At 41.7% G+C, this 23,260-nt stretch carries 20 protein-coding genes; 5 read left to right on the top strand and 15 right to left on the bottom strand.

The window, feature by feature from the left end; all coding sequences use genetic code 11:
- Positions 1–158 precede the first annotated feature (158 nt).
- Both cysC and NST58_RS15735 read right to left on the bottom strand, forming a co-directional pair.
- Positions 159–725 carry an adenylyl-sulfate kinase gene (gene cysC / locus NST58_RS15740; protein ID WP_076125754.1) on the bottom strand — a complete coding sequence of 189 codons (567 nt, stop codon included), beginning with the start codon at positions 723–725 and terminating at the stop codon, positions 159–161.
- Positions 726–760: 35 nt separating this feature from the next.
- The gene (locus tag NST58_RS15735) at positions 761–1,840 is read right to left on the bottom strand and encodes a saccharopine dehydrogenase NADP-binding domain-containing protein (RefSeq protein ID WP_076125756.1); all 1,080 of its coding nucleotides are present in this window, start codon (positions 1,838–1,840) and stop codon (positions 761–763) included.
- A 128-nt stretch (positions 1,841–1,968) separates the two neighbouring features.
- Between NST58_RS15735 and NST58_RS15730 the strand changes: the two genes are divergently transcribed.
- On the top strand, positions 1,969–3,054 hold the full coding sequence (locus NST58_RS15730) for a helix-turn-helix transcriptional regulator (protein WP_339248670.1): 1,086 nt from the start codon (positions 1,969–1,971) through the stop codon (positions 3,052–3,054).
- 79 nt (positions 3,055–3,133) lie between these two features.
- On the opposite strand, the gene NST58_RS15725 is transcribed toward NST58_RS15730, so the two are convergent.
- A complete protein-coding gene (locus tag NST58_RS15725) occupies positions 3,134–4,657 on the bottom strand; it encodes an MDR family MFS transporter (protein ID WP_076217540.1) in 1,524 nt (507 codons plus the stop codon).
- 276 nt (positions 4,658–4,933) lie between these two features.
- Here NST58_RS15725 and NST58_RS15720 point away from each other — a divergent pair, with 276 nt between their 5' ends.
- On the top strand, positions 4,934–5,356 hold the full coding sequence (locus NST58_RS15720) for a MarR family transcriptional regulator (RefSeq protein ID WP_172628892.1): 423 nt from the start codon (positions 4,934–4,936) through the stop codon (positions 5,354–5,356).
- A gap of 80 nt (positions 5,357–5,436) precedes the next feature.
- Here the strand turns inward: NST58_RS15720 and NST58_RS15715 are convergent, their stop codons facing one another.
- The 6 genes from NST58_RS15715 to NST58_RS15690 all read right to left on the bottom strand — a co-directional run bounded on the left by NST58_RS15715 (position 5,437) and on the right by NST58_RS15690 (position 11,682).
- Complete coding sequence (locus tag NST58_RS15715) at positions 5,437–5,778, bottom strand: DUF1801 domain-containing protein (protein WP_036677965.1); 342 nt, start codon at positions 5,776–5,778, stop codon at positions 5,437–5,439.
- A 292-nt stretch (positions 5,779–6,070) separates the two neighbouring features.
- Positions 6,071–9,547 carry a discoidin domain-containing protein gene (locus NST58_RS15710; RefSeq protein WP_339248667.1) on the bottom strand — a complete coding sequence of 1,159 codons (3,477 nt, stop codon included), beginning with the start codon at positions 9,545–9,547 and terminating at the stop codon, positions 6,071–6,073.
- Between the two features lie 290 nt (positions 9,548–9,837).
- Complete coding sequence (locus NST58_RS15705) at positions 9,838–10,197, bottom strand: multidrug efflux SMR transporter (protein WP_339248665.1); 360 nt, start codon at positions 10,195–10,197, stop codon at positions 9,838–9,840.
- A 17-nt stretch (positions 10,198–10,214) separates the two neighbouring features.
- Entirely contained in the window at positions 10,215–10,541 is a 327-nt protein-coding gene (locus tag NST58_RS15700; protein WP_339248664.1) for a multidrug efflux SMR transporter, read from the bottom strand.
- Between the two features lie 13 nt (positions 10,542–10,554).
- Positions 10,555–11,088, bottom strand: coding sequence for a TetR/AcrR family transcriptional regulator (locus NST58_RS15695; RefSeq protein WP_339248662.1), 534 nt, complete (start codon positions 11,086–11,088; stop codon positions 10,555–10,557).
- A 117-nt stretch (positions 11,089–11,205) separates the two neighbouring features.
- Entirely contained in the window at positions 11,206–11,682 is a 477-nt protein-coding gene (locus tag NST58_RS15690; protein WP_076184542.1) for a GNAT family N-acetyltransferase, read from the bottom strand.
- A gap of 129 nt (positions 11,683–11,811) precedes the next feature.
- Between NST58_RS15690 and NST58_RS15685 the strand changes: the two genes are divergently transcribed.
- The gene (locus NST58_RS15685) at positions 11,812–13,473 is read left to right on the top strand and encodes a ribonuclease J (RefSeq protein ID WP_339248774.1); all 1,662 of its coding nucleotides are present in this window, start codon (positions 11,812–11,814) and stop codon (positions 13,471–13,473) included.
- A gap of 231 nt (positions 13,474–13,704) precedes the next feature.
- Positions 13,705–14,571, top strand: coding sequence for a helix-turn-helix domain-containing protein (locus NST58_RS15680; RefSeq protein ID WP_076217535.1), 867 nt, complete (start codon positions 13,705–13,707; stop codon positions 14,569–14,571).
- A 275-nt stretch (positions 14,572–14,846) separates the two neighbouring features.
- On the opposite strand, the gene NST58_RS15675 is transcribed toward NST58_RS15680, so the two are convergent.
- Positions 14,847–16,403 carry an ABC-F family ATP-binding cassette domain-containing protein gene (locus NST58_RS15675; RefSeq protein ID WP_036677991.1) on the bottom strand — a complete coding sequence of 519 codons (1,557 nt, stop codon included), beginning with the start codon at positions 16,401–16,403 and terminating at the stop codon, positions 14,847–14,849.
- A gap of 230 nt (positions 16,404–16,633) precedes the next feature.
- On the opposite strand from NST58_RS15675, the gene NST58_RS15670 reads away from it, so the two are divergent.
- Positions 16,634–17,218, top strand: a complete 585-nt coding sequence (locus NST58_RS15670) for an AAA family ATPase (RefSeq protein ID WP_076306429.1) — start codon at positions 16,634–16,636, stop codon at positions 17,216–17,218.
- Between the two features lie 899 nt (positions 17,219–18,117).
- Here the strand turns inward: NST58_RS15670 and NST58_RS15665 are convergent.
- The 5 genes from NST58_RS15665 to NST58_RS15645 form a co-directional block, all read right to left on the bottom strand.
- A complete protein-coding gene (locus tag NST58_RS15665) occupies positions 18,118–19,005 on the bottom strand; it encodes an RsiV family protein (protein WP_076217533.1) in 888 nt (295 codons plus the stop codon).
- A gap of 1 nt (position 19,006) precedes the next feature.
- On the bottom strand, positions 19,007–19,513 hold the full coding sequence (locus NST58_RS15660) for a sigma-70 family RNA polymerase sigma factor (protein WP_076125785.1): 507 nt from the start codon (positions 19,511–19,513) through the stop codon (positions 19,007–19,009).
- 90 nt (positions 19,514–19,603) lie between these two features.
- Positions 19,604–21,469: an acyltransferase family protein gene (locus tag NST58_RS15655; protein ID WP_339248658.1), complete on the bottom strand. Its 1,866-nt coding sequence runs from the start codon at positions 21,467–21,469 to the stop codon at positions 19,604–19,606.
- Between the two features lie 170 nt (positions 21,470–21,639).
- Positions 21,640–22,710, bottom strand: a complete 1,071-nt coding sequence (locus NST58_RS15650; RefSeq protein ID WP_248548228.1) for a stalk domain-containing protein — start codon at positions 22,708–22,710, stop codon at positions 21,640–21,642.
- Between the two features lie 72 nt (positions 22,711–22,782).
- The gene (locus NST58_RS15645) at positions 22,783–23,244 is read right to left on the bottom strand and encodes an NUDIX hydrolase (RefSeq protein WP_076135220.1); all 462 of its coding nucleotides are present in this window, start codon (positions 23,242–23,244) and stop codon (positions 22,783–22,785) included.
- Positions 23,245–23,260 lie beyond the last annotated feature (16 nt).

The raw sequence follows: 23,260 nt of genomic DNA, 5'->3' as shown, positions 1-23,260 counted from the left end.
CTCCATATATGCATATTTTGAATAAGACCTATCAATATGAATGAATATTATTTTATTCATTCATATTGTAGCACCTTGATCCCTTTTATGCGATATAATTCCATTTGAGAATGCAAAAAAAAGAAGCCCGACTTGACCAGGCTTCTGTTAACTTCCCTCTATATCTTTTTAGCGTAATTATGTGTAACAAAATCAACTAGCAGATTCACACTGCTCTCCATATCGTAAATCTCTGTGTTAACTGTCAATTCGGCATGTTCAGGGGCTTCATAAATAGCATCAATACCTGTAAACTCACGAATTTCACCTTTTCTAGCTTTCTTATACAGCCCTTTAGGATCACGTTGTTCGCAGGTTTCTAATGAACATTGCACATAAACCTCTGCAAACTCGCCAGACTGAAAACGATATCTAATCGCTTCTCTAGCAGCTGAAGAAGGTGAAATCATCGGGACAAGCACTATAAAGCCTAGATCCAAAAACATAGATGCTACTTCGGCTGCGCGACGCATATTTTCTTTACGATCCTCTTCTGAAAAGCCTAAATCAATATTCAAACCTTTTCTTAGCTGGTCGCCGTCGATCACAGCACATCGGATGCCTTGCTTAAACAATTCTTTTTCAGCTTGTTGTGCTAGTGTACTTTTTCCTGAACCTGATAATCCTGTGAACCAAAACACGCCCGCTTTATGACCGTTCAACAGCTCCCAATCTTTTCTATTCATTCTAAGACGCCCCTTTCTATATGATTAATATTATACTAGTTTACCGCAGTCTTGAGAGAAATGGCTGATCCTAATTCCTTCTGTATATACGCTATATCAGTCATCTGCTCAATATGGTAAACTCCACCTGGGGGTGGTGAATCATATAGATGTTTTGCTACTGCCGCTGTTACTTTTGCCGTAATGATAGATTGATTCTTTCCTTGTAATAAAAAATCCGCATGAAGTAATTTACCTTCTGAATTTCTTCCATGTGCTTCAACCTTAATAGCGAACCCATCATCCCCCAAATGCAGCCGCCCCATAACACGAACAATTGAATTCTTCAGCCAGCCTATTTGCAGTAAGCGAACGGCTCCAGTTCTTTTCGTTATTGCCAGTATTTTAGTAACTAGAGCTGAATCAAGACAAAATCGTGTAGAGATAGACGATGATTTCAGTGTTCTGCTAAGTGTCTGTTGATCTGAGAATGGAAAACGGTAAGCATATCGGTTACCCATCTCATCACCAAAATGATACAACCTTCTGTCTGTAAAGCTCTCCACCTCAACCTGGCGATTATCCTGCTTCACTTCGAACTTAGCTGCTAAACTGTCAACTGTCCATTCTAGCGCCGCTTTGCCATGAGAATCACCTAATCCGAGCATAATCGCAATTTCTATCTCCTCAATCTGATCCATCTGCCGCTCTGCTTCAAGGGCCAGGAGATTAGTGATGCCGGGAGCAAGTCCTACACTTAAGACAGCACTTGACCCATTGTCTTCAGCTTCTCTCTTGTATTTCTCAATTTCATTCAAAAACAAACCGTTCGCAGATACATCCACATAATGAATACCGCTTCGAAACACAGCTCTTATAAAATCCGTATCCGTTTGATCTAAGCACATAATGATTAATTTCACTCGTTCTAACTTATCAGTAGGTAAAGGTTTATTAATATCCAACTGCATCGGCTTAATTTTCCCATCAGTTGCTTGACTGAATTGCTTTGCTTTTACAAGACTTCGCCCTGCAGCATATACTTTTCCAGGATATTTTTTCTCTAAGATTTCACAAATGGTACGCCCTACATGGCCATATCCACCGACGACTACAATATCTTCTTTTCTCTGCATTTTATCACCGCATCCTATATAATAGAAATAATTAAGAACCATTCTCAATTATACGGATATGGTTTACATTCACTATCCCATAAATGTGGGATACCTGTTTTTATACTCCATGACTAGAGGGCTGACCTATGAAAACCATAAGACAACTTAATCATATTAAACAACAAATCATAAGGTTAGGTACTGTTTCTGAATCTTCACATAGCTACCGTACTTCATTACTGTCGATTTTACGCCAGGCTGTACCCTTTGATGCTGCCTGCTGTACCCATGTTGATCCACAGACACTACTCTCGACAGGTGCGGTTACAGAAGATAACGTGGAATCCATTCATCATCACTTGTTCCAGATCGAATACGGTGAAGACGATATTAATCCCTATGAGCAAATGGTTCATAGTAAAGTGCATGTAGCTACTTTATATGAAGCAACCGAAGGGCAGCCAGATTTGAGTGCCCGCTATCAAAAAGTACTGTCTCCGGCAGGATTTGAGGATGAATTACGCGCTGTACTTGTTCATGGAGATGCGTGTTGGGGGTATCTGACACTTTACAGAAAGTCGGGTCAGCCTGTATTTTCACAGGAAGATTGTGTACGGATAGCCTTAATGCTTCCTGAGATTGCCGCAAGAATGCGGGCTTTCAGTCTTGAGTTGCCTGAGAGAAATCAGACTTGGCTGGAAGAAGATTACGGTTCCGGAATTGCCGTCCTTTCTGATCAACTAGTGCTCCTCTCCTCCAATCCTACAGCAGACCGCTGGTTAGAGAAACTTCGTTCATTAGAAAAAATTGATCACCATATCCTGCCACGACCAATTCGGGCGGTGAGCACACAAGCAATCAATAGTCCCTCTGAATCTTCGGGGATGGCAAAGTCCTGTATCCGGATGTCAGACGGACCTTATCTAGTGATCCGGGCTAGCCGGCTTCATGCATACGACGGTCAGACGCAAATTGCCATTTCATTCGAGCCTGCACGTCCAGCAGATATGCTTCCTATCATTGCAGAAGCGTATGATCTGACGAAACGGGAACAGCATTTACTTGAAGGAGTAATTCGCGGATTATCTACTAAAGAATTGGCTGCTGAATTACATATTTCTGCTTACACGGTTCAGGATCATTTAAAATCCATTTTTGCTAAAGCAGGTGTCAGTAGCCGTAGAGAGCTTATCTGGCATTTACATTCTCGTTATAGCATTTCAGAGAAATAGGATCGCCGAGCTTCTTATCAAAAAAGCCCAAGCCTTTATTAACAAAGGACTTGGGCTTTAATTTTTATCTTTTATTTCCTTAATGCGATGCCGTAAATTCTTCCAGCTCAGTAGCAGGGTCAAACTTCTCCCTGCTCATCACAAATGCTGCCATTAGAGCTATAACTGATGGAATAATCGCCCAAGCAAAGGTATGAACAAGAGAAGAAGATAATCCTTCGGTGATTTTATCAAGAACCTCAGAGGGAATTTTGGCCCGTGTGTCGGGAGTCAAAATTGTACTTGGATCACTTAGATTAACACCTTCTGGTGCCGCGCCTCCCTTACTGAACATGGAAGCTAGTTTATTCGAAAAAATGTGACTTTGAATAATACCAAATACCGTAATGCCAAGTGTCATTCCCAGCTCCCGTGTGAAGCTAAGTGTCGAACTTGCAGAACCCCGTTGTCTTGCTGTAAATCCATGAATCGCTGCATTGCTTAGAACAGAAAATGATGAACCTATGCCAAGACCCACCAGAAACATAAAAATAGTGACCATAAACCGGGAGGAGTCTGGTGTTAGTGTGGTAAGTAGAGCCATACCTGCTACAAGGAGTACTAACGTAGAAATCATGATCGTGCGATAATTAAATTTAGAGAGCAAGAATCCTCCGCCAGCAGCAGTGATAACAGAACCAATCATCATCGGAAGTAGAACAAGCCCCGAATTTGTGGCAGACCCGCCAAGAACCCCTTGAATATAAATTGGAATGTACACCGAGGCTGTAATAAATGCCGCTCCGCTAAATATCGCCATAACATTACTCGTAGAATAGAGACGATTCTTGAACATGCCAAAGGTAATGATTGGCTCTTCTGCACGACGTTCGATAACAATAAAACCAATTAAAAACACAACAAAAGCCATAAACAATCCCAGAATCATTGTCGAGTCCCAAGCATATTTCTTACCCCCGAGCTCAATCGCAAACATGAGACAAAGGATTGAAGCTACAAGTGTAAAAGCCCCAAGATAATCAATTTTTTCTTTGGAATGCTCAACAGATTCTTTGTAGAAGAAAGCGATCATAAAGAATGCAATAACACCAATGGGTAAATTGATATAAAAGACCCAAGACCAATGAATATAATCCGCTATATAAGCGCCAATAAGAGGACCAAAAATACTGGAAATACCATAGGCAGCACCGAATAACCCACCGATTTTCCCCCGTTTTTCTGGGGCCACTACATCGAACATAATCGTGAATGCAATAGGAACGAGTGCCCCTCCACCAATACCCTGAATTGCCCGATAAATACTAAGCTGGACAATAGAATTTGCCGTACCACATAAAGCTGAACCAATCATAAAAACAATAATACCGAAAATAAAAAATCGCTTACGTCCATACATATCCGATAATTTACCGAAAATCGGCATACCCGCCATCTCAGCTATCATATAAGCGGACGTAACCCACATCAATTTGTCAAAGCCGCCAAGGTCACCTACAATGGTTCCCATTGCGGTTGCAAGTATAGTATTATCCATTGATGCCATAAGTGTAGCCAACAATAGAGCTACTATAATAACCCCAACTTTATTTTTCTTTTCCATGCTCCTTTTTCTCCTCCACTTTTCCCAAATGTTTAGTTCTACTCTAATTGTTAAAGGATTGTGCACAGGCTTCATTCCAAACCACGTGATTTTATACCCTTTGCAAATTAGTGAATAATTCGATAAAATCAAGACAATTAATTAGGTGTTCATCAAGCATCTTGTTTATTTATTATCTTGACTATCAAGATATAAACATTTTAAAAGGAGGGTCCTCTTTTGTCAAGAGATCGACACAATCAAGTTACAATTCAGCAGGAAGACTTAACTTTACGCATGCGGGGCCTAGGCAGCCGAACGGTTTTGTATCAGCAAAAAGTAGCAACTTCTCTAGGGTTATACAATAACGATTTTCTATCTATAGATATCCTTCATGAAAAAGGTCCTATCACCGCCGGCGAGCTATCCAAATTAACTGGACTTACTACAGGCAGCATTACCACATTAGTTGATCGACTTGAAAAAAACGGCTTTGTTCGCAGAGAACATGATCCCAATGACCGTCGTAAGGTGATTATTGTTCCTTTATATGAGAATAACGAGGTTGGAAATGCCTACCTTCCTTTGCACACTAAGATGGTTAAACTGGCGTCTTCCTTTACTGAGCAGGAGCTTGAGCTTATAACAACATTTTTAGGCAAAGCAAGTACCATCCTGGAAGAGCAGATTCACTATCTCAGCACTACAACGAGTAACTAAAACTGTATAATCGTCAAAAAGGACGATATCCCATGAAGTCAAATGACTTTGAGATATCGTCCTTTTAATATAAGTATGGCTCAAAGAGAAGCTGAAGCTTGAGCAACTAAAGAGACCAATTGTGCAGAATCAAATGTGTCTCCTTTTCGAAGCTTCAGGGTTTTCCTTTCAGGTGGTCCCTCAAATGCTCCCTCAGGAAGCGTTAGCTCGGTTGTATTAAAGATTACAAAGCTGACTGCGTCTTTTGATGTCGAGATGGCCGCAGCGTATTTTCCATTTTTCAAAAAATGAGGTTTCTTATACTGAATACGTTCCTGCACATCCGGTATAGCCTGATGAACAACCTCACGTAGTGAGGTGGACAACTCCACCTGCCATGATTCTTTTAGCGCTTCAATAAAATCGATTACTTCCTGATTCATTTTTCATCTCTCCCTTTAAGTAATTAAATGGTTTGCCTGAATAAGCGCAGTAAGTTGTTTAACAAAATCAGGAGGTCCTTTGAGATCCGACGCATCTGCTATGACGAACATAAGATGATGAAATCAACACATCCGCAAAAGAATTTCAAAAATTTAATAGTTTAAATTCCCCTTATATTAATTTCTTGTTCATGTAGTCATTATCCTTCTGGCAATTTAGAGATATCCAGCTCGTTACAAGCTAAAAAGGGAAAAGCTCCTAAGAGCTTCTCCCTTAACCTCGTACATAAAATTAATGAATCGTTAGATTAAAACCGCTCTGAATATAATTCAGATTCGGATAAGCAATGTTGGAGGTTGTCAGGTTATTAAAGGTTGCAGCACCATTGCCTGTATAGGTGTAAATAGCTGCACCTTTATGTGGACCTGAGAACCGTGAAGTTGTTATTCCATCAAGTCCTGTACCGTTAATATTGATGTTGTTGAACACGATGTTCTCGAATCCACCACCATATCCAAATTGAATCGCATCACGCTGGGTATTAATGATGTCTATGTTATTAAATGTAACGTTCTTGATAGCATCATTTGATGCTTCAAGATCAATTGCGCCACGTTCACCCCCATAAAGATCTTTACTCGTACCACTGTTAATAATGGTTGTGTCTGAGAAAACTACACCCGTATTATTCTGGAAATGATAACCTGGAAAAACGGTATTCATACGTATGCCGGAACCACCAACTGTATCAATGATATAGTTATGATCAGCCTTATGACCACTTCCTCCAAAGAAAGCAATCGCTGCCGCACGCCAGTTATTCTCAATGGTGTTATACGAGAAGGTATTATTCACACCAGCAGGTGCACCATTTGTGTTACTGGTCCATACTGCAAGACCATCGTCACCATTATTTCGCACACTGCTATTGCGTACAATTGAATTGCTAGTTCCTTGCGAGAAGTTGATGCCGTCTGCAAGATTGTTCCGAATCCGACTGTTTTCAACTACCAGCCCGGTAGCATAAATCGCAGGTGTATGAGCGTAGTCGCCTACCCACATTCCGCATTCAAAATGCTCTACCCAGACATCATGGATAATAGAGTTGGTTCCAAAGTTATCCATAAAACCTTTGTAAATTGCATTTTGTCCATAACGTGAGCGCAAATTAGAATTCATATATACATTACTGAAATCTAGCTTACCTGAAATACGGAGTGAAATACCACCGCCCGCAGCATTAGGATTGGTGAACTGAATATTGGTGTGCCAGAGACCAGCACCAGTAATAGTGAGGTTATTGATCATATTACTAGCAGAACCAATCTCCCACATACTGCTAAGATTAAAGGTTCCTGCTGGAATATAAATAGACTTACCGCTTGCCACGGCTGCATTTACAGTAGCTTTAAAAGCTGCCAGATCATCTTGTCCATCGTTTGCCACAGCACCGTAATCTGTTACAGATACGGAGTTAGCTGGGCGGGCAATTGCTGTTGGAACAGATTCAATTTCAATGAAATCCACACCATATTCCAAGCTATCTCCATTGTTCTTCTGGATTCGAATCTTGTCCCCAGGTTGGAGGGGTGTATCCATCTTCCAGTGAACTTCATCAAAACGGAATAGTGGACGTCCAGCACTAGGTGTATCGCCAGGCATATCACCTGAGAAATACTGCCAGCTATAGTATGAGGTTAAGGAAACTGTTTTTACTTTCGCTCCATTCACATACACATCCAGTGAACCATTCAATCCCATCCCATCTGCAGAGTCAGGCATTGTAAATCTCATAGTTACACCTGCGCCGCCTTGACCCTGTCTGACCGTCCACTCTAAGTTCGAACCATTCGAAGGAAGAGCTATATAACGCTGACCAGAAGCCTCAGAGGCGATTAATGCTTGATCAAAGGTTGGCGCCGATTTCAATGTCGCGCCACCCCCGAGTGTAGCATCCTCGGTATCATATCGGCTATACGGCATGCTTGCACCACGCGCAGCATAGACAACGAGATTAGAAACACTTACATTATTCGCTTGCTTGGCAGCTATCTCATTAGCATCCACTTCAACAGTAGTGGTAACTGTGTAGTTACCATTAATCGCTGTCCAAGTCCCTGGAATCGCAACATTAACTATTGCCCCCGCTGCTAAGGCACCGTTATAAGATCCATTATAGGTTTGAATAGTGGACCCCGCAGAGTTTTTAAGAACAACGCTTATACCATGTGAACCACTTGCAGAGGCAATGGTTCCTTGATTCTTAAGATTTACATTAAACGCTACATTGTTATTAGCAACAGGATTACTTGGTGTCCATGTAACAGTTCCCACTAAGTCAGAGCTGGACACTGGAGCGATAATAAGTGACGCTGGGTTCGTGTAGCTGTTATTCGCTTCATTTTGTTCGATAACTAGGTTGTCTTCATCAACTTTGGCACTAACTGAATACGTTGCGGCAGGCTTAACTCCTGCGGTAAGTGTCATCGATGCTGTTGTCGATGCTCCAGTTGCTAGTACACCTACCGGAGCTGAGCCTACAAGCTCATTATTTAAATAGAAATTAACAGTAGTAGCTGGAGAGCTGGCATTGCCGATATTCTTTACGATTGCGTTCAGCGTAATCGCATTAGACTCAACCGGATTCGTTGGTGACCAGGACATGCCAGTAATCACCAAATCCGGATTCGGAGCTGGAGTACCGTATACTTCAAATTCGGCGATCTGTCCAGCTGGAGCACCCGAGTTGACAGTAATATTAAGCTGTAGACGTTTGACAGTTGCGGTAACAGGAATGGTTACTGTATTTCCTGAAGCTGGATTAAACGAATACGATTGTGCTGACACCAGATTCCCAAATGTCGTTGTGTTCTGATTGTGACCGAGCACTTGAATCGTTTGGGTACGTGCTCCCCATGCAGCGGCTGGATTTAACTTTAGAACGATGGAGGAAACATTGTAGTTTGACCCCAGGTCAAGTATTAATGAACTAGGATTACTGCCACCTTCCCAGTATGTGTTGGTGTTGTTGTCATTAGCATTTGCTGCCACAAATGATTGCGTATTAGAAGATGCGGTAATCGATTTGCCAACCGCGATATTACTGCCCGCAACAGGTGTGGCCGTTGGCGTTGGTGTGGCTGTTGGCGTTGGTGTGGCTGTTGGCGTTGGTGTGACTGTTGGCGTCGGTGTGGCTGTTGGCGTCGGTGTGACTGTTGGCGTCGGTGTGACTGTTGGCGTCGGTGTTGGTGTACTAGCTCCATAAATTTCGAATTCAGATACTTGTGCTGCCGGCCAACCCGTATTACCTGTTAAATTCAGGCGTACATAACGAGTGCTGGTTGCTGAAAAATCAATCTTAACGGTGTTCCCTCCTGCTGAAGGATTGAACACATAATCAGCTGAACCAACAATGTCAGTGAATGTAGATCCATTTGTGCTGCCTTGAACGGCGAGTGTTTGCGTACGCGTCTCCCAGCCCGTTGGCAGCTTCAATACGATTTGGTCAATACTTGTCTCTGTACCGAGATCTACTTGGATCCATTGCGGAAATGCATTATTGCTGCTTTCCCAATACGTCTCTTGATTGCTGTCTTTCACATTGTTTGGACTATACGTTTGTGATTGACCACTAGCCGTCACAGTTTTGCCCAGCGTCAAATTCGCGCCACCAGAGGCACTAACAAATGTGAACGGACCCGCTGCCAGGTATAAACTTGAAATCAACAGGGTTACTACAAGCGACCAAACGACATACTTCTTGCGCATTATAATCCTCCTCTTAATGTAGATACTCACTAACGTGTCGCCTTATCGGAGTGCTCAAATGATAGCGTTTACAATCAAATTCATCTCAGAACACATTAAATAACAACCGATCCTCCTTTCAATGTGAGACACTCTCATTATAGAGAAAGAGCGGATCAAGCTATAAGATGTAATTCTACGGAAAAGATATGTGATACCAATATCGCGCAACTACCCTAAATATGGAATCTATTAACATCACGTCCATCAAATAAAGGCCTGATTTCTCAGGCCCTAGTTTTTTATGAAGATTAACTTGTCGTTTTAAGTTCTTTTTCATTAGCTGAATCTGGAGAGTTTAATAAAACCACACCTCCAACTATTAATACTATGCCTGCAAGTGTAAGCATACTAAATGGATCCCCCCATATTACGATACCAACGATTGCGGTTAGAACTGTACCTACACCTGCCCAAATCGCATAAGCTAGGCTTAAAGGTAAAACTTTGAGACTTATGGACAAACTATAAAATGCGATAATAAAACCAATAATAATACCTATAGTAGGCAATATTTGTGTGAACCCTTCTGACATTTTCAGCATAGTTGTACCTATTACTTCGCTTATAATAGCTACTCCCAGTACCCAAAAACCCTTATTCTTGTTCATAACATTTCCTCCAAGCTCTAATGAGATCCACCAGAAAGTTTCATAATGACTACTCCACCAATGATAAGAATCAGGCCGAGTAGTTTTTTCAGATTGAAGTTTTCTTTATAAATGATGACTCCAATTAACGCAGTTAAAGCCGTACCTACCCCCGACCAAATACCATAAGCCGTCCCTAGTGGAATCGTTGAAAGCGCTAAAGAAAGACAATAAAAGGCTGAACCCATGCCGAGTACGACTCCTATTGAAGGTAAAATCTTTTTAAACCCGTTAGAAACCTTAAGCATGGAGCTACCAAATACCTCGCAGATAATCGCTGTTGCCAGTAACAGATATGAATTCAACAATAGCCCCTCCTTACTCCGTCATGTTTATTAATTCTTGAATTACTTTATCTCGTAAATCCTTATCTAAAGCTCCTAACCCGAACATTTCTGAATACCATAAACCGTCCGCTGCCAGCCTGACAATTGTGGAACGTACAGGATCTATTCCATCGTTCTCTATATTGTTTTGCCATACTGAGTATTGATTTTGAAATTTCTTAAGGATATCCGGATTCGTAAAAAGAGCAGCCGAAAGCGCGGTGCTAATCTCTTGCTCTTCCTTAAGATCGTCGTCTATCGCCTGAACAAACGCTCGTCCCCACTTCCCCGTTTCTCTAGATGCGTTCGATACTCTTTCTTGAACATTACTGAAAAAATCACTTGTTAATTCTTCCACCATACTTTTTATTAAAGCTTCCTTATTCGGAAAATGGTGCAGCAGTCCACCTTTACTGACCCCGGCTTCTTTGGCAACGGCTTCAAGCGTAAGCTTCTCCACCCCATTATTTTTAACTACTATAGAAGCTGCTAATAAAATACTACTTCGTTTTGAATTACTGTTCACGAAAATCACCTCTGTTATTTACTATACCGTCTGGACGGTTTTATTGTCAAATAAAAAATCATTACCTTAGATCAAAAAAAGCCTGGTAATCCAGGCCTCCAACATTTTTAAAGCAATTCACATTAAATTTTTAATATACCAAGCATCACAAGCGAAATGCTCCGACCCCGCAAGCGGTTCATCCAAAAGCTCAAATCCATTTTTCATATAGAAACGGTTAGCTGCGTGCATGTTTTGAAGTGTCTCCAAATAACATTGGTTGTAATGAAGCTTAGCAAAGTCCAACGCTGTATTTAAAAGTTCTTTGGCTATCCCGTTACCTCTAATCGACTGAGATAAATACATTTTTTGTAACTCACATATCTTGTCATCATTCCCGAAAGGAGCAATGCCACACCCCCCTAATACTTCCCCTCCCTCTTCGACAACCCAATAAGCCCGATTCTCACTATGATTATAATCATCTGATAAATGATGCAGGCTGTCATCCTCCCAGGCTAGACCCGAGCGATTCCCGCCAAACTCAATTAGGCAGTCCCTAATGACCTTTTCAATGGAGCTATTATCTTTCATTTGTAATAGTCTGATATTCATGAGTAACGTTCTCCTATCTTTCGATTAGCTTTCTTCAGTTATTATATTGTATCAAGCTTCAGAATGGATAATTATAATGGGATTCAAACATAATATAGAGAAATTTATTTAGGAGGGGCTTCAATGAAAATGGCAGCTAAGCAACTCTCGATTGCAGCATTAGGTGGGGTTCATGAAATTGGTAAAAATATGTATATCCTGCAATACGCAGATGATATTGTTGTCATTGATTGCGGCTCTAAATTCCCAGATGAAAGTCTCTTAGGGATTGACCTAATTATTCCTGATGTTTCGTATTTATTAAATAATATTGATAAGGTACAAGCGTTGGTGGTGACTCACGGACATGAGGATCATATCGGTGGGATTCCTTACCTGCTTAAACAGTTGAATATCCCAATATATGCTTCCCGTTTAACCTTAGGATTAATCGAAAATAAACTTAGGGAACATGGAATTTTACGACAAACGAAACTCCATTGTATTAATTCAGAATCCACGTTGACCCTGGGAGCCATTACTACAACATTTTTTAATACAAATCATAGTATTCCAGATTGCCTTGGCGTAGTATTCGATACACCTGAAGGTATCGTAGTTCATACGGGAGACTTCAAATTTGACATGACGCCTGTCAACAAGCAGTATCCAGATATACATAAAATGGCCGATATTGGGAAAAACGGTGTAAAGATCTTGCTGTCAGAAAGCACTAATGCTGAGCGTCCTGGCTTCACCCCTTCTGAAAAGCTTGTTGGCGCTCACATAGAAGAAGCCTTTTTAAAAGCAGACCGTAGAATTTTTATTTCTACCTTCGCCTCAAATGTACATCGTCTACAGCAGATCATTGATGCTTCTCATTTAACTGAACGTAAATTGACCTTACTCGGCAGAAGTATGGTAAATGTAGTCAGAGTGGCCCAAGAACTCGGTTATTTGAACATGCCGGACGATATGCTGATCGAACCTGCAGAAGCTGCTAAGCTCCCTCCGGCACAGGTAACTGTTTTATGTACAGGCAGTCAAGGAGAGCCCATGGCCGCACTATCCCGCTTAGCGAACTCAAGCCATCGATTGATGGAGATCCAGGCTGGGGACACGGTGCTGCTCGCAGCCAATCCCATCCCGGGAAATGAACGGAATGTTTCAAGGATTGTCGATAATTTATATATGCTGGGTGCTAAAGTCATCTATGGTTCACGCAGTGAGCTTCACGTCTCCGGGCATGGCAGCCAAGAGGAGCTTAAGCTAATGCTGACTCTAATGAAACCTGAATACTTTATTCCGATTCATGGTGAATACCGTATGCTGCATCATCATAGCTTGTTAGCGGAGGCGGTAGGCGTCAAACCGGAAAATATCTTTATTCTAAAAAATGGAGACATCGTTGAGTCATCGTCTGGTGTTGTCCGCCAATCCGGTCGAGTGACTGCTGGGCAAATTCTAGTAGATGGCCTTGGGATCGGAGATATTGGAAATGTTGTGCTTCGCGATCGTCGCCAGCTGTCAGCAGACGGCATTCTGATTACAGTGATTACACTGAGCCAAACCGATGGACGTCTATTAAACGAGCCAGACACTATTTCCAGGGGATTCGTTTATGTCCGTAACTCCGATAATTTAATGGACGAGATCAACCAGCATGTAACATCAACCCTTAAAAAAATGAACGAAACGGATCTCGGCCAATGGAATATCATCAAGCAGACCATCAAAGAATCATTAAGTAAGTTCCTATACGAAAAAACGAAACGGCGGCCAATGATTCTTCCAATCATCATTGAGGTTTAATGTAGGAATGCAATCGAATAGATATTGGCGAATTCTTACTCCATTATGAGTAAGAATTCGCCTTTTTTGTGTTTTATAGTTTTATACTCTCCTTTTATATCTTCTGCTGATAGTATTAGGTTCAGATGCAAATCTCTACATATTGAAGTACAACTAAGCAAGAATTATCAAAATCCCTTTAAATAGGTGAGGTATATTAATACCAGGGAGGTGATCAGGCTGTATTACAAGATGATTCACAATAGTATTGAATTTATTGAGAACCATTTGGAAGAAGAATTGAATCTGGACAGAATTGCGAAAGAGGCTGGATTCTCCAAATATCATTTCCACCGGCTCTTTCAGAAATATGTCGGCAAAAGTTTAGCTGAATACATTCGTTCCCGTAGGTTGAGTTCTGCTGCCCAACTGCTGCTCTATTCCGAAGAACGCATTCTAGATATTGCACTGCTTTATGGTTTTGATAGTCAAGAGGCTTTTACAAGAGCTTTTAAAGGACTTTATGCTCTCCCCCCAGCCCAATACAGGTCGCAGATAAAACTATTGATTCAGGAAAGAGAGGAATTAACCATGTCCGAAATTAAAGGTTGGTTCATCACCGGAACATCCCCCAGCAAATATAAGGCATCATTAGATATGCAGATTTACCATAAGGGAAGGAACTCTGTATCACTGGAATGCGCAGAAACTGAACCACCTGAAGAGAACGAATTTGGTACTCTAATGCAGCAGTTTGATGCAAAAAATTATCTTGGGAAGCGGATGCGGTTTGCCGGCTTTATCCGGACCGAAGAAGTCAGCGACTGGTGCGGCTTATGGATGCGTATTGATGACAAGCTCCAGAATATGCTGGGTTTTGACAACATGCAGTACAGAAGCATTAAAGGAACTGCTTCCTGGAATTTTTACGCTTGTGTGCTGGATATCCCGGCAGAGGCGGATTGTATCAACATTGGTATTCTCCTATCGGGATCAGGAAAGATTTGGCTAGATGACTGCACATTTGAAGAAGTAGGCCTGGACGTTCCCGTCACTGATTCCCGTGCACGGACAGAAGAATTTCCGACGGAACCACAGAATCTGAAGTTTGAAGCCTAAAGTCTTCTTATCGGACGGAAAGTTTTGAGGAGTGATCTATTCTTTGTGTTAATTATGAAAATCATTAAGGCGGCCATCAATTTTTGACGGATTTGTTATCTGGAAATCTGCATTGAAAGTGGAATCACTCCACATGATGATCTTGATTTCTACTCAGACGCCAATTTTAATCGCCACAATTAATGCAGATAGTGCCTCGGAATAAAAAACAGGATACCCTTCGGAGTATCGAAGTAAGGTATCCTGTTTAAGATTCGTTAATTGAACTCGTATACTTAGAATACTTTCGTTGTCCAATCTTCGCAATTCCAGATATCGGTTACGATGTCCTGATAAAAATCGGGTTCGTGAGAAATCATAAGAATACTTCCTTTGTATGCTTTTAGAGCGCGTTTCAGTTCATCTTTGGCATCGATATCCAAGTGGTTCGTCGGCTCATCTAATACGAGAATATTAGTTTCGCTATTAATCAGCTTACATAGACGCACTTTAGCTTTTTCCCCACCACTTAGTACAGCAATCTTACTCTCAATATGCTTCGTGGTTAATCCGCATTTAGCTAGAGCAGCACGTACTTCGAATTGTGACAGAGACGGGAATGTATCCCAGATTTCCTCAATACAAGTCTTGTAATTGCCTTCCTTCATCTCTTGCTCAAAATAGCCAATCTCCTGATGATATCCACGTTCTACTGAACCAGACAATGCAGAGATTTCACCTAAAATACTGCGCAGCAATGTTGTTTTACCAATTCCGTTTGCCCCAACCAACGCGATCTTCTGTCCACGCTCCATCAACAAATTAAGCGGTCTGGACAATGGAGAGTCGTAGCCGATAACCAATTCTTTTGCTTCGAAAATCATCTTGCCGGCAGTTTTACCTTCTTTAAAGTTAAACTGTGGTTTCGGTTTCTCCTTGGCAATCTCGATGATCTCCATCTTGTCGAGCTTCTTCTGTCTGGACATCGCCATGTTACGGGTAGCCACGCTGGCTTTGTTACGAGCTACGAAATCCTTCAGCTCTGCTATTTCTTGCTTTTGGCGATTATAAGCAGATTCAAGCTGTTGTTTTCTCATTTCGTAGACTTGTTGGAATTGCTCATAATCACCCACATAACGGGTCAGCTTTTGATTTTCCATATGGTAGATCAGGTTGATAACACTATTCAAGAATGGCATATCATGTGAGATCAGAATAAAAGCATTATCGTACTCTTGAAGGTAACGTCTCAGCCATTCAATATGCTGCTCATCCAGATAGTTCGTAGGCTCATCGAGGAGCAAAATATCTGGTTTTTCAAGCAATAGCTTAGCAAGCAAGATTTTGGTACGTTGACCACCACTAAGATCGGCTACATCGCGATCCAATCCAATGTCAGTGATCCCTAGTCCACGCGCGGTTTCTTGTACTTTCGCATCGATCATGTAAAAGTCTTGATTTGTAAGTGTATCTTGGATGGTACCTACTTCTTCAAGCAGCTTTTCCAGCTCTTCAGGTGAAACGTCACCCATTCTGCCATACATATCGTTCATCTCTTGCTCAAGATCGAACAGGTACTGGAAAGCACTTCTGAGTACATCTTGAATCGTCATTCCTTTGGTTAACACTGCATGCTGATCGAGGTAGCCAACACGCACCCGCTTGGACCATTCGACTTTACCTTCATCAGGTTGCAGTTTGCCTGTAACAATATTCATAAAAGTGGATTTTCCTTCGCCGTTAGCGCCGAATAATCCGATATGCTCGCCTTTTAGGAGACGGAATGAAACATCCTTAAAGATCGCACGATCTCCAAAGCCATGACTTAATCCTTCAACATTTAATATGCTCATTTATGGACACCTTTTTCTTATTTTTCTCGCTATATTATAAGCAGGATTAGCTAAAAACTCAATGGAGAAGCAAAAAATATCATTTTATGGGCTAATCCGTGAGCAATTTTAGTTTTGTGGACCGTCACTTGCCGAGAATGGGATTACGCTGGCGATTGCTCGTCATCTTTTATATGATAGTATGCATAGATACACATTGGAGTTGACTTGAGAACTAAGGAGAATTAGAAATGAATAAACTTGTATTTTTTCTTGGTCCAGCTGGAGCAGGCAAAACAACGTTAGCTAAAGCGATTGCTTCGCGGCGCAAAATACCTTTTTTCGATATGGATATTCTACTACGGCCTGCTGCTGACGCGATAATGACTTTACACGGACTGGATCCGGCAGATAGAGACTCAGCTGAGTACAAAAGATTATGCCGCGATTTAGGTTATCGAATCACTATGGATGCTGCGCTGGATAATATAGGCTTGGACGTCGATGCTTTTGTAGTTGGTCCCTTTACCAAAGAGGCAGCCAATCCTGACTGGATCAGCCATGAGTTAGCTCGGATCGGGCGTTCTCTTCATGATGTTGAGGTCAAGGTTGTCTTGGTAGGGTTAGCCAACGAGGAATTGTACCGGGAACGAATTCAAGACAGACAATCACCACTAGATGAATGGAAGTTCCAGCATTGGAATGAATTCCGCACTTCTCTTGGCAACCGTACGGTAGAATGGCCGCTCCCGGCTGAAAATATTGCGTTGATCGACAATTCTAACCCGGATATTACTGCTACTGCTGCGGCAGTAGAACGATTTATTTACGGCTAAACTTTCGGACCCAGATGACGTTATTTCCACTTTTATCACCTTTTGCGCAGAGTATCGGACCCCAGATGGCCTTATTTCCACATTTATCACCTTTTGTGCAGAGTATCGGACCCCAGTGCAGCTATTCGTTAGAAAAGTGCGCTTGGGGTGTGTTTTTCGTGCCAATAGAGACGATGCGGTCCGTTAGGATTGCAAAAGTGCGAAAATGCTGCGTTTAGGGTCAGCTGAGTCCGATAGCTGCTGCGTCACCCGTAAAATAATGAGAGCAAACGATGTTTGAGGCTTGGACAAAGAGCCTTGGCTAAACTTTCGGTCTCAGATGACCTTATTCCCACATTTATCAGCTTTTGTGCAGAGGTTCGGACCCCAGTGCAGCTATTCGTTAGAAAAGAGTGCTTGGGGCGTGGTTTTCGTGCCAATAGCGACGATGTGGTCCGTTAGGATTGCAAAAGTGCGATAATGCTGCGTTTAGGGTCAGCTGAGTCCGTTAGCTGCTGCGTCACCCGTAAAATAATGAGAGCAAACGATGTTTGAGGCTTGGACAAAGAGCCTTGGCTAAACTTTCGGTCTCAGATGACCTTATTTCCACTTTTATCACCTTTTGCGCAGAGTTTCGGACCCCAGTGCAGCTATTCGTTAGAAAAGTGCGCTTGGGGGATGGTTTTCGTGCCAATAGCGACGATGCGGTCCGTTAGGATTGCAAAAGTGCGATAATGCTGCGTTTAGGGTCAGCTGAGTCCGTTAGCTACTGCGTCACCCGTAAAATAATGAGAGCAAACGATGTTTGAGGCTTTGACGAAGAGTTTTGGCTAAACTTTCGGACCCAGATGATCTTATTTCCACTTTTTCACCTTTTGTGCAGAGTTTCGGACTCAGATCACGTTATTCCCAGAATTCTTTTATTGAATATACTTCTGACTGACCAAATCATCAGCAAGCACCGCGGTTGGTATCACAAATTCAACGGAGCCCATATAACCCGGTGCGACATCGTATTTATTAAACACAATTACAAGCTTACCTTCGGTGTTGATATAAAAGCTCTGATCCTTCGTAATGGAGGTAAACTGATCCGTTGGCACATCATCGCCATACTCAGGGATCCAGTAAACTTTCTCAGAGTCTGCTTTCATTTGAGCAATCATCTGTTCTTTAATATTTTCACTGATGCGTTCAATGTATTGATCATCTTTAAATAGCATTGGCAATGTAATAAGGATCTGGTTCACTTTGTCTATCGTATCAAAAGTAACTTCCATTGAAGATGAACCAGCGGTTTCCTCAACATATCTGCCAATGGAGAAAATGCGCTCATTATCCGTTTTCACTTCATAACCTACATCCAGCCCCAAATGGCCCCCACCTTGTTCCTTCAACGCTTCGATCTCCGCTTGGAACTTTTCGTATAGTGCTTTATTCTCACTTAAATATTTGCTGTTCAATCCAAGCTCCAGTTCTTTGTTTTCCATATCGGTAACGGCTGGAACTTTGATATTAGCATCGTAGTTCTCTTCTTCTACAACGTATTCTTTAATAGTTAGTACTTTTATTATCCGATCAACGCCTGGAATGGAAGATAATGCACTAGCTACGGTTGTACTAGTGTTTATGGCTACTAGAAAAATAACTGCGGCCGCACCAACACTAGCCACCCACTTAGTTGTCGTGTGTTTTTTTCTATTGGCTTTAAGTGACTGCTTTATAGAACGGTTTACAATCAAATCAAGTTCATCCGGAATGGGAATATCGGTATACTCTTTATGTAATTCTTGTATTCTTTCGTCCATCTTACTTTATCTCCTTTAAGGCTTCATCATTCAGCTTCACCCGCAATAACTGAAGGGCCTGATACAGCCTTGTCTTTATTGTATTGGTGTTCTCGTTAAGAACTTCAGCCACTTCATTAATCTTCATATCCTCAAAATATCTAAGCACAATCACACTTCGGTATTTCGCCGGCAGCTCTTCCAGTGTTCTTTTCAAATCCATATCTGTATAGCTATCCTCAACAGCCGGACTATAGGTTTCTATTATCTCTGGCTCCATCGTCTGAACCTTCTTGTTTCTGCGCAAAAAGTCTAAGGAAGTATTCACGACAATCCTGTAAAACCAGCTTTTCACGGCATCGTGATCCTTTAGCAAATCCATTCGTGTCATCGCTTTATAAATAGAATCCTGCACAATGTCGAGGGCATCCTCTTTGTTTTTCACATAACTGTAAGCAAGCCGGTATACATTTTCTTTGTTTTCTTTGATACATCGCGTCAATATTTTCTCGGTTTTCCTATTCAACATGGTCGATTATCCTTCTCTGTTTGTGATCTGGTGTTGTAACAGGAGTAAGACGTTTGGTGAGTATAAAAAAGTTTGGAGATTCCAAATAAATTATTTATTTTCTTTTTCCAAAGCTTTAATTAGAATTGATGCATAATACTTGGCACCCTCACGTTTCAAATGAACACCATCTTTGTAGAAGTAGTCGTCTTTTCCTTCACTAGCTGAGTACCAGTCTACTATGGTCGTATTCCTGAATTCACTGGAAACTTTTGAAAGGGTGGAATTCACAGTCTGCTCCCACTTTCTCGGCACACGTGTATTGACCAAAATAATCTGCTCCGCATCGCTTAACGAGTTTAGTAGTTTACGTAATTGCTTGGAGTTAAAGGCTCCATTCGTCCCCAGCTCTATGATCATCCGCTTCCCTAACCGTCCTTGTGCTCTAAGCTGATCAACTACCTCCTGTGCCTGCATCATCTGTCTGCCGACCTTTCCATCGATGACAATACCAGGGAGACTTTCTACTAAAAACGGTGCTGCATCCAAAATGACAGAATCGCCAATGGCCGTAATATTCTTTCCAGTTTGATTTTTCTCGGTTACCGCTATGTTTCCTTCTGGTTCAACTTGTTGCTCTTCAGTGTCAGGTTTTTGCTTCTCAACATCAGTCGTATCTTTTTCTACGGGTGGTGCCAATGAATTGTGATCTATTGGTTCTTGCGCTGTTCTCTCTTGCTGTACATTCTGCTTATCTGCAACTTCGATTGTAGGTGTGTCAGATTCAGCATTGGATAAATATCCATTGCAGGCAATCGGAATAAGAACCAAAAAGATCATGGTCATAAGAAAGACAGGGTGGTAGCTGCGGCGTTGCTTTGCACTCCAATGGTTCCAAATATCTCTTAATGATCTCCGCCGGAGCGGCTCCTCCACATATTTGTATGATAAGGCTGCCAGTAGAAAACTTCCTGCTAACTGAAGGATAATTCGAAGCACGCCGCTCTCATCTGGATTCCCATTAGGGCTAGTAAGAATAATTACGGGATAATGCCAAAGATATAAGCTATATGAACGTACACCTATCCATCGCATAGGTTTCCAACCCATTTTCCGTCCAAGAGAACTGGCAGGATGAGCAAGCACAGCAATCACTACTGCAGTAATGATAGAGATGATCAAAAATCCACCCCGATATAGTGATTCATCAAACTCGTTAACCCGGTAAACTAACACCATTAATACCAGCAGTCCCAGAGCACCAATGATATCAAACATATAACGAGATCTTTCTGTGACTGTATTTTTAAGTTTCTGACTAGGCCATGCAACGGCAAGCGCCGCTCCAATTAGAAGTGCAAATATGCGAGTATCTGTTCCATAATAGACCCTGCTTGGATCTGTGCCCGGTACATAGAACATAGCCATGGCTAAAGCTGAGACAGCAGCACAAGCCAGAATCCAGGCAATAAGTTTACTTCGACGAGGTATGATCTTTAGTCCTAATACGAGCAGCAGCGGCCATAGAATATAAAACTGTTCTTCAATAGAAAGTGACCATAAATGTCCGATCGGTGAAGGAGGTCCAAAGCTTTCAAAGTACGAAACATCATGAAATATTAACCACCAGTTATTAACGTAAAATAGTGATGACATGAAATCTCCTGTCAGCCCATTTAATCTCGTGGGATCTATGATTAAGAGCCATATGGTGACAACGATCAGCATGACTATCGTCGCCGGCAGCAACCTCCGTGCTCTACGTATCCAAAAGTCCAGAAGGTCCAATCTTCGATGACGCTCCCATTGGTTATTGATTTGGTCTGTGATGAGATAACCCGAGATCACAAAAAAGATTCCCACTCCCAGCAGTCCACCCCCAGCCCATTTCAAATTCAAATGATAGGCTATGACAGCGAGTACGGAAAAAGCTCTTAGTCCATCAATACCAGGCATATAACGCTTGTTGTCATTCATTCTGTTTCAGTCCTTACCCTTAATTTGTTGTTCATAGGCAGGACGCAGGAGCAGCTCAAAAAGTTCTTTAAACTGGCTAATCTGTTATCAAAAGTAAAAAACACCCACGCAAGAATTACCCTGCGGGATGTTTTTAATAATTCTAACTACTTTTACAAACTTCTAAATGGTTATTTCTGAACTTCAACCTGTAGAATTTCTGATACGAATTGAACAGGTACATAGGTTTTGTTATCTTGCAGAACAGGTGCGGCACCTAAAGCTTTAGGAGTCATTTTTGCGAAGAAGTATGAATCTTTGTTAAGCGTAACACTTGTCCACTGCGCTCCTTTCATCAACTCAGCGGTTTTGGTAGACTGATTCCATTTCAATTCATAGTTTAGTTGACTGGCCACATCACGAAGCGATACCATGAGCACGCCTTTCTTATTCGTGAAAGTAGCTACTTTTTTCAAATCTAGCTTAGTTGTATCCGTTGAACTATGATTTAAGCTGAACCGAAACTCTGGTGAACCTACATAACCTGGTGCAATGCTGTATTTAGGGAATACGATTACTAAGTCACCTTTATCGATATAGAACGACTGCTCAGTTGAAGTTCCTGTGTACTCTTCTAAGAAATACTTATCTGAATCCTTTTTAATCTCTGCCAGAATGTCTGCATCGAGCTTCTCTTTGTAGTTAGCGCCCAGTAGATCCGTTAGTGCAACAGGTTCTGCCTCAGCTATATTTTTCACATTATAAGTATCGATCCGCGGCATGCTTGTTCCACCTTCAGAACCTTCAGTAGTAACAGTCAAGGAGATAACGCCTGCTGGAGAACCTGTTCCATCTGATTTCAGATCATAAGTAATGTAAAGAGTATAAGGATGAAATTCCATTTGATCAGCCTGTGCTTTTTTGCCCATTTCTGCGGCGTCTTTCTCCCACTGTGCCAGATCCTTTTCAGCATGAGAGAGGATAATATCGTTCAGTTCATCTTGATAATGAGTATCCAGCATTCCTGTTAGCTGTGGTACTTTTAAATCTGCAATCAGGTATTTACTTGTTGTGTTAAGTACTTTTTCTTGTACTTCAATGCCAGCAAGGGCTGGTGCCTTCGACGGTAAAGCCGCAGAAACATTAGCTGTTACTTGTGTGGAAACCATAGCATGAACCGGTAAAGAAGCTGCACTCACTCCCATAATGGCTACACATCCAACTGCACTCATTTTAAATAGATTTTTTGTTCTTTTGTTCATATCTCGTCATCCTCCATCTCTATTTATAAGTGCCTTCCGATGACACTCATTAGCTAGGACGCAGGAGGACCTCTAAAAAGTTTGCTGGTTTTCTAATTTAAATATAATTTCCTCAACTTCTGTACCCCGTAACTCTACGTAAAAAGGCTGCACCTTATCATTTAGACAATACTCCAGCCGCAGTCTGAGATTTTTCCATGTGACCATTTCCAATGCTTGTTCTATCGAAAAAAAACCAACTTCTAAGCTCTCGGAACTAGTAGCAGGTTCGCCGCCGATGGCTTTCCCTAGAAATAGGTTAGTACAAATAGATCGATCAACATTTTGAAAAACTCCGCAGAACTTATTAATCTCTATATCAATGCCCGATTCTTCTTTGGCTTCCCTGATTGCTGCTTCTATAAGGGACTCCTCCTCTTCAACCTGTCCGCCTGGCATCTCCCATCCTCTACGTGGACCTTTTATTAATAAGATTTCTTCTTGATCATTGAATACAACTGTAGCTGCTGAAAGAATATGTTTGGGGGGATTCATATCCATTGTTACCTCT

The sequence above is a fragment of the Paenibacillus sp. FSL R10-2796 genome, from assembly GCF_037965315.1.
Taxonomy (GTDB): Bacteria; Bacillota; Bacilli; order Paenibacillales; family Paenibacillaceae; genus Paenibacillus_AQ; species Paenibacillus_AQ odorifer.
The sequence above is the reverse complement of the archived record's forward strand: the minus strand, read 5'-3'. Positions and strand labels throughout refer to the sequence as shown.